General features: G+C 71.7%; 7 protein-coding genes. 3 read left to right on the plus strand and 4 right to left on the minus strand.

The features are described 5' to 3' along the window. Positions 1 to 1,006 (plus strand): metallophosphoesterase (locus D7Y11_RS39995; RefSeq protein WP_148139269.1); only part of this gene is annotated, 1,006 nt, incomplete at its 5' end. Between the two features lie 9 nt (positions 1,007 to 1,015). On the opposite strand, the gene D7Y11_RS40000 is transcribed toward D7Y11_RS39995, so the two are convergent. From D7Y11_RS40000 to D7Y11_RS40010, 3 genes are all read right to left on the minus strand, one after another. Then, on the minus strand, positions 1,016 to 1,444 hold the full coding sequence (locus tag D7Y11_RS40000; RefSeq protein ID WP_014394351.1) for a Mov34/MPN/PAD-1 family protein: 429 nt from the start codon (positions 1,442 to 1,444) through the stop codon (positions 1,016 to 1,018). A gap of 64 nt (positions 1,445 to 1,508) precedes the next feature. Next, positions 1,509 to 2,708 (minus strand): hypothetical protein, encoded by a 1,200-nt coding sequence (locus D7Y11_RS44740; protein WP_217276045.1) that lies wholly within the window; start codon positions 2,706 to 2,708, stop codon positions 1,509 to 1,511. Between the two features lie 16 nt (positions 2,709 to 2,724). Next, a complete protein-coding gene (locus tag D7Y11_RS40010) occupies positions 2,725 to 4,485 on the minus strand; it encodes a VWA domain-containing protein (protein WP_120577544.1) in 1,761 nt (586 codons plus the stop codon). 488 nt (positions 4,486 to 4,973) lie between these two features. On the opposite strand from D7Y11_RS40010, the gene D7Y11_RS40015 reads away from it, so the two are divergent. Together D7Y11_RS40015 and D7Y11_RS40020 are read left to right on the plus strand one after the other, a co-directional pair. Beyond that, positions 4,974 to 5,645, plus strand: coding sequence for an RNA polymerase sigma factor (locus D7Y11_RS40015; protein WP_120577543.1), 672 nt, complete (start codon positions 4,974 to 4,976; stop codon positions 5,643 to 5,645). A 46-nt stretch (positions 5,646 to 5,691) separates the two neighbouring features. Then, on the plus strand, positions 5,692 to 6,882 hold the full coding sequence (locus D7Y11_RS40020) for an anti-sigma factor (protein ID WP_120577542.1): 1,191 nt from the start codon (positions 5,692 to 5,694) through the stop codon (positions 6,880 to 6,882). A 49-nt stretch (positions 6,883 to 6,931) separates the two neighbouring features. Here the strand turns inward: D7Y11_RS40020 and D7Y11_RS40025 are convergent. After that, positions 6,932 to 8,127, minus strand: a 1,196-nt coding sequence (locus D7Y11_RS40025) for an AraC family transcriptional regulator (RefSeq protein ID WP_126936308.1), incomplete at its 5' end; no start/stop codon positions are given.

The following is an 8,127-nucleotide window of genomic DNA, read 5'->3' on the forward strand; positions in this document are numbered from 1 at the left end:
GCTGGGCGCTCGGGCGGTGGGGGCGAAGCTCTCCTCCGAAGTGGCGTGGTGGACGGGCATCGTCCTGCTGGTGTGGATGGGGCTGGTGCTCTACCTGCTCATGTTCACCCTGGGGCTGGACGTGGTCCGGGGCGTGTTCACCAAGGCGCGCAAGCTTCCGGAGCCTTCGCCCGAGCGCCGGGCCTTCCTCGCCCGGGGGCTCGCGGCGGGTGCCACCGTGGCGGGAGCGGGGATGAGCACCTTTGGCACCTGGCGCGCGTACCATCCGCCAGACGTGCGCGACATCCCGGTGCGGCTGCCCGGGCTGCCCAAGGCGCTGGAGGGCTTCACGCTGGTGCAGCTCACCGACATCCACATTGGCGGGGTGTTGCAGCGCCGCTTCGTGGACGATCTGGTGGCTCGCGCCAACGCGCTCAAGCCGGACCTCATCGCGGTGACGGGCGACCTGGTGGACGGCACGGTGCCGGAGCTGGGGCGCTACGTGGGCGGCTTCGGCGCGCTCAAGGCCCGGCACGGCGCGTACTTCGTCACCGGCAACCACGACTACTACTCCGGCGTGGAGGCGTGGACGGAGTTCGTCCGGGGGCTGGGCATCACCGTGCTGCGCAACCGCGCCGTGTCCATTGGTGACGCGGGCGCGTCCTTCGACCTCATCGGCGTGGATGACTGGAGCGCGAACCGGCTCGGTGAGGCCGGGTATGACCTGGACGCGGCGCTGAAGGGCCTCAGGCCGGACCGCGCGTCGGTGTTGCTGGCGCACCAGCCCTCCAACTTCGAGGTGGTGGCCCAGCGCGGCGTGGGGCTCCAGATTTCAGGGCACACGCACGGCGGACAGATGTTCCCTGGCAACGTGCTGGGCCATCTCATCTGGGGCGAGCAGAACGCGGGCCTGAGCCAGCAGGGCGGCTCGCACCTCTACGTCAGCCGCGGGTGCGGCTTCGTGGGGCCGCCCATGCGCGTCGCCGCGCCGCCGGAGATTGCCCGCATCATCCTGCTGCCGGGCTGAGGAAGAGGCTCACGGTTTGCGGTGGGCTCGCTCCAGGAGCAGGCCATCTTCCTGGAGGATGGTGGGACCGGGCCGGGGCCGACCATACAGCAGCCCCGAGGCGATGCGCAGCGGCGCGGCCCACGCGGGCTCGTCGCGCACCAGCACGTCCTCGCCGCCGATGCGGACCACCATGCCGTCGGGGGCCACCACGGAGAAGCGCAGCGGCCGGCCCAGCGCCGCCTGGAGCGCGGCCATGGTCGTTTCGTCCTCCTGGGAGAAGGCCAGCGGGCCCTCCGGGTGGCTGTGGGTGATTTCCACCAGCGTGTCCCTCAGGCTCCAGATGGCTTCCCACCGGGGGCGGGAGTCCGGCAGCGCCATGGGGTCGTCGAAGGAGTCGCCCCACAACACCTGGTCCTCCGGTCCGATGAGCAGACACACCTCGCGCGTCGTCGACATGAAGTTCTTCCTCCCGAATGTCCCGTACCGACGTGGGGGACGGGCCCGGTCGGACACGCGGGTTTCAGGCGTGCCGGGTGATGACCAGCGCGTCCGTGTCGATGGCTTCCTTGAGCACCGACGGCAGGCTCTCCAGCGTGACCCGGTTGTCCGCGCCCGCCAGGCACACGCCCGCGTCGCGCACGCGCAGCGTCGCGGCTTCCACCACCGTGACGAAGCGCTCGCCCATGAACGTGTAGACGACTTCGAGCAGGCCATCCCCCAGCCGGCGGTGGTCCAGCAGCCGCGCGCCGGCCTTGTCCAGCGCGCGCTCCACCCACGCGCCGACGTCCGACTCCACGCGCCTGCGGTCCTGGCGCGCGAAGTTTCGTCCGTCCCTCGCGCCTGGCGTCCGGCCTGAATTGCGCGCGGAGGCATCCCGGCGTGTTTCCCACGCCTCACGCTCGTAAGCCGACGGCGTCACCCCGCGGCCGTTCGCGTCCCGCGCAGTGCCGGGCTGAGCTCCCTCTCCGTGAAGGGTCTCCCAGCGTTCGCGCTCACGCCCTGACGACGCCCGCCCGAGCTCGCGTCCCTCCGCGTCCCGCCAGATCTCCGGCATGCCGGATTCATGCATCCGCGCACGGGCCTCTGCTTCGCGCCGGGCCTCCAGCTCCGCCTGCACCCGGACGAAGCGCGCACGCTCCTCGGCCAGCCGGTTCAGGCACCGCTCCGCCTCCGCGCGTCCCTCGCGCGCCACGTCGAGCACCCGCGCGCGGGCCTCCACGGGTGCGAACGGGATGCCCGTGCCTCGCGACACCGCGTCCAGCACCGCGAAGCCGAACGCCGCGCGCAGCGAGGCACTCACGCCTCGCGCGTCCCCCAGCGCACGGTCCTCCTCCAGCGCGCGGCGGGCCGTCTCCTCCGCTTCGCTTTCGAACTCCACGCCCTCGAAGAGCAGCGTGCCGTCATGCCAGCGGCGCGCCGTCACCGGCGACAGGCGCGGCGGCTCCTCCTCCGGCATCAACGCCAGCGGCTCCGCCACCGCGCCCTCGCGCACCAGCCGCGTGCCCCAGACGTGGCCCCGCACGCGCGGCAGCGCCTCCATCCCTTCGGGAGACGCCGGCTCTCGCGCGGTGGCCTCGCGGCCCTTCACTTCGAAACGCCACCAGCCCGGGGCGACGGGCAGGGTGACGCGCAGGCGGCGTGAAGGCGCGTCCACGGTCCCGCCGCCGAAATACGGCAGCACCGCCGACTCCACCTTCCCGAGCAGCTTCCGGTAGTCCACGCCCCTGCCTCCTTCTTCACGCCACCTTCAACAGCGGAGTGCTCATCACCCGGTCCACCCAGCCGGACTGGCTGGCCCCCGCCTCGCGCGGAGCGTCCATCAGCGCCTGGAGCACGCGCGGCACCTGGTAGGGGTCCGCGAACTGCCCCACGCTCACCTCACTGAACGGCACGCCCAGCTGCTTCGCGCCCGAGCGCACCGTGTTGCCGCGCGCTCCCGCCACGCTCACCAGCAGCGCCATGGCCGCCACGCTGTAGCCACACGCGTGGAAGGCCCGGGCGAACTGGTCGCCTGCCTCGCCCGCTTCGTCACCCACCACCATCACCACCAGCTTCGCCTCCGCCGGGATGCGAACCCCGGAGCGGTGCAGCGCGTGGACACCGGCCGCGTGCACCGTGCCGCCGGACGCCTTCAGCCCGGACAGCATGTGCTGCACCGCCGTGCGGTTCGCCGCCTTGGGCTGCAGCACCGTGCCCATGGTGTCGAACGCCGCCACGTGCAGTTTGTTCAGCGGGAAGCCCGCGAGGATGCGCGACAGCGCCTCCTTGGACTGCTCGATGGCGCCCTCCATGGACCCCGACTTGTCGATGAGGAACATCACCCGCACGTCCGTCTCCGCCGTCGCCTCCGCCACCGCCTTCTTCACCGCGTTGTCGCTCGCCTCCTCCAGCTTGCGACGCACGTCCTCACCGCGGACGTTCTTCGCGATGTTCAGCGAGCGCTGATCCGTGGCGTTCGCCACCGCCCGCTCCCAGCGCGCCTTCACGGATGGCTCCTGCAACAGGCCCAGGTCCTCCAGCGTGGGCGTCATCAGCCGCAGGTCGCGGTCCGACAACGACGGCAGCAGCGTGGCCAGGATGGCGGGCGTGAGGCCCACGTCCTTCGGCAGCCGGCCCACGACCTCCTTGTAGGAGAGGCGCTCCAGTTCAATCCACTCGCAGATCTCCGCCTCGGAGAGGCCGTCGAAGCGCTCGCGCTTCACCAGCGTGAGCCCGTGCAGCCCCACCTGCCGGTGGCCGCCGTCCGCCTGCTTCTGCTTCCAGCCGAGCACCTCGAAGAAGCCCTGCGACTGGGGCTTGTAGCCCGCCTTGCGCGCCAGCTTCTTCAGCGTCTCCTTGTAGCCCGCCTTCACCAGGCCCTGGAGCATGGGCAGGTTCGCCTCACGCGCGGCCAGCCACTTCTGGGCCACGCGCTTCCAGCGGCCCAGGGGCGGCTTGCGAGACGCCGGATCACCGAAGCCCGCGGCGCGGTTGAGGCGCGCGATCTCCGGCGTCTCCAACAGCTCCGCCACGCGCAGCACGGCCTTGGGCGTGAGCATCCGCGTGGAGCGGCGCACGTAGTGCAGCACCATGGCCTCGCCGATGGAGCGGTAGTCGTCGTCGTGGAAGGCGATGGCGCCCTGGCCGTCGCGCACGGGCTGGCCCGCATGCTCCTGCACCAGCATCAGCGCGCAGGTGGCCACCTTCAGGTCGCGCCAGTCCGTCTGCGTCAGCGCGTACGACGCGAAGTGCGCCATCAGCGTCGGGTTGAGGCGGTAGAGCTCCAGCAGCTGGCCGTACAGCTTCACCGCGGCGGGCACGAACAGGCCGGGCGCCGCCTTGCGGCCGCGCGACAAGGCCTTCGCGTCCGCACCGGCGACGGCCACCCAGGTGCCGTTCACGTCCAGGCCAGGGCGGTGGTGCCACAGATGGGCGGAGCCACCGAGCACCACGTCGAGCAGGCGCTCGGCCGGTCCTCGCTGCGTCTCCGGAAGGGTCGTCTGGGTGCGAGCGGTCATGGCGGTCGTCCCCCTTTCGGGACAGAGGCATGCCCGGAAGGGCTGCCTGGAGATGAGAGGGAAAAAGTGAGCGCCCGAGTGAGGAAGCCGGAAGGCTGAATCCAGAGTTCAGTGCCGGACCGCCGGCGGGCCCCCCGCCTTGCGAGCGGAGGGGTGGAGTCGAACCACGGCGTGTAGGGCCTCTTCGGCCGGGCGCTCGAAAGCGATGCGCCCCTGGACGCCCCCCTGGCCGGAATCCTGACGGCGCCATTTTCGGGCCTTCTTCCGGGACCTTAGGAGTCTGCCCGGGCCTCCATGGAGGCGACCCGCCGCGTCATCCGCGGGCTTCTGAAAAAAGCGTGTCAGGAAACGCGGAGGGCCGGAGTCGGGCGTTCTGGTAACCAGTCGGAGGCTGTTCGCGGATGCAACGTGTTAATTTGCCGCGCCACATCCCCGTAACCCAACCTCTCGGGACGAGGACCTCCCGGGACAGCCTCCAGGGTCTTCCGGTGTACGAGCAGCTCACGGATGAGGAATTGTTCGCGGAGGTGACCCGGCGGCGCGCCACAGGCGAGGCCATCGGGACTCCGTTGGGGGCCTTGTGCGCGCGGTGGGCGCGCCCGGCCCGTTACGTCATTGGCCGGATTCAGGGCAGCTACGGACGGGGTTCGCCGGCGGACGCCGACGAGCTCTTCCAGGACGCGGTGGGGAAGTTCCTCGACCGGGGCCTGGATCAGTTCCGGGGTGTGTCCGAGCAGATGCCGGGCAGGAGCGCGTCTCCCAAGACGTTCTTCCTGCGCATCGTCAAGCACGTCGCCATCGACTTCTACCGGCGGCACCGGGAGGAGCTGGCGCCCGCGCCGGTGTCGCCCGACGACGTCATGGAAGAGACCCCGTCCGAGGTGGCCCGGGCGGTGGAGGGCGCACGGCGTCGCGAAGAGCGCGCCGAGGCGCAGGAACTGTATTGGGCCGCCTACGCCAGGCTCCAGCAGGAGCATCCAAAGGAGGCTTCCGCATGGGAACTCTATCACCACGAGGACGTGGAGGATCACGAGGAATGCGCACGTCGTTTGAACATCAGCGTGGTGAACTCGTACAAGCGCGTCAGCCGCGCCCAGGCATACCTGCGTTTGTACCTGCTGGAGTTGCAGCGGGACGGACTGCCGGAGGAGCCGTCGTGACGTCTCGCGGGGGCATGATGTCCTCCGCCTCGCCCGGGATGTCGCGATGAAGGGCGACGCGCTGTCCCGCTACCAGGCCCGGTACGCGCGCCTGGGCGCGGGCCCCCTCTCGGTGGGTGAGCTGTTGGAGGTGGTGGGGGATGTGCTGCGCCGCTCGGACCGGCTCGGCACCGACGGGGTGGAAGAGGCCTTGAAGGGCCTGGGCCGCCCCGAAGTGGAAGCCTGGCTTGTCCAGCAGAAACCGCAGGCGCTCCAGCCGTTGCTCCTGCGTGCCGCCGAGGAGTCGATGGAGGTGGCGCTGGGCGAGGAGGGTGAAGAGGCGGAGCTGTGGCGCGCGTCCGCGCTGGAAGGACTGGCCGCCCGGGACCGGGCCGCCTCCGCCGCCCGCGCGCTCGTCACCTGGGAGATGTTGAAGGGCCCGCTGGACGGGGACGCGAGCGCCGCTCGTGAGCGCTTTCTCGGGGCGCTGGGGCACCTGGACTCCTCGCTGCGCTCCCGGGCGCGCTGGTTCATCCCGCTCAACACCGAGCGCCGCGCCGAGCGCGACCTGCTGGACCCCGTGGAGCGCCCCGGCGCCTGGTGGTTCTCCGCGAGGGCCAGCTGTGATGACCTGGTGGCGTCCTGGACGGGCCGCCCCATGAAGGACCCGGAGCACCTGAAGGACTGCGCCAGCTGTCGCGCGGACCGGGCGGACACGGCGGTGGTGGACACGCCCCCGCGCCGCCACCTCACGGATGACGAGCTGTGGCGGCTGGACTCCGGCGAGATGAGCCGCGAGGAGCGCGAGCGCGTGGAGGCCCACACGGCCGGCTGCGGCGAGTGCGCCCAGGCCGTGCTGGCGCTGGAAGAGGGCGACGCCGCCATCGACGAGGCGCTGGAATTGGATGAGGAAGGCGCGCAGGTTCCGCGCGCGACGCGCGACTCCCGCGCGGACGTGGCCCGGCGCCCCAGCGCGGCCCGCCTGCCGGAGCACCGCGAGGTGCTGGAGGAGCGGCGCGACTTCCGCGTGGTGCTGGTTCGCGAGCGTCAGCGGGTGCGGCTTCTGGTTCAGCCCCTGGGCACGCGCGCCGTGACGGCCGCCGTGTTCCTGTCGCCCGGGCGTCCGTCGCTCAAGCCGACGCAGGGACCGGAGGGGCTGTCCTTCGACCTGTCCACGGCGGCGGCCACCGGCGCGCACGCGGCCCACCTCACGGTGCAGGCCGGGCAGGAGACGCTGGAGCGCGACTTCGCGTTCTGAGTGAAGCGCGGAGCGGCGGAAGGTGGGATCCTTCCGCCTTCGCTCTGCCTCACTGGAGCTGGGAGGAGGGCACGTTCCGGCCGGACGAGTCGTACGGCTGGGCCGAGCGCACCGGCAGCCTGGGCATGGGGAGGGGGCCTCGCGAGGCGCCGGCCCGCACGCCACCGGACAGGAACGCCGCCACGAGCTGCGTGAGAGGCGGCCGGGTGGCGAGCGCCACGCCGCACACCTCCAGCCACTGCCGTTCGAAGCGCCCCGTGGTCTGCCGGTACGCGTTGCATCCCTGCTGCGTGGGAGCAGCCAGGTCCCGTTCGAAGCGCTGGTCGTCGACGCCCCAGCGGATGCGGAGCGAGTCCGACGCGAGCCGGATGAACAGCGGTTCTCCGCCCCAGGTGCCCTCGATGAGGGTGGCGGAGCCGCCAGCGCGCACCTTCACCGAAAGGTCCCGCCGCTCGTAGGTGCCGTTCACCTCGATGCCGTGCTCGAAGAGCTCGTCGCCGAATTCGCCCTTCCATGAGGGGCCCTTGCCGCGCATGAGCGGCGTCGCCGTCTGCACGCGCTGCGTGTCGAACCAGGCGGTGCCGACCCTGCCCAGGGGCGTGTTCGCCTTGGGCAGGGGGCCATCCTCCAGGCCCTGGGGGCCGGAGGGCAGGGGCTGCGGGGTGGCGAGCAGGTCCGTGGTCTTCACCGACGCGTCCACTGTCTCGAAGCGCACGCCGCCGAGCCACGCCTGTCCGGTGCCGCTCATGATGAGGCCCGCCATGATGGAGGTGGCCTCCTTGGGCACGTCCAGCACCACGTCGTAGCGCTTGCAGTCGTGGGTGCCCACCAGGGCGCGCGCCTGCATGTTGTCGAAGGCGAGCGGCTGCTTGGGGTCCGCGCCCTCCACGCGCATCCACAGCCCCGCCCAGCCCTTCACGTCCTGGTGGCGCACGGCCGCGGAGAAGCGCAGGCGCTTGCCCCGGAAGTCCTGCGCGCTGAAGGCCTGCATGAAGGTGCCGAAGCTGTCCGTGGCCTGCGTGCGCGAGCGCAGGAAGGCGCTGCGCGTGCCCTCGCACGGGGAGGCTTCATCCACGCCCGCCTCGTAGTGCTGGGGCGCGCTCTCGGTGACGTACCAGCCCTGCGGCAGCTTTGTCCGCGTGGCATCCGGCGACGCGGGCATGCCGCCGGATGTGGCCGGGGCCGTCGCGCTTGATTGCGGCGTGGACGCGGCGGGGGCGGTCGTGACGGAAGCCACCTCCGCGC

Source organism: Corallococcus sp. AB018 (genome assembly GCF_003986945.1).
Classification (GTDB): Bacteria; Myxococcota; Myxococcia; order Myxococcales; family Myxococcaceae; genus Corallococcus; species Corallococcus exiguus.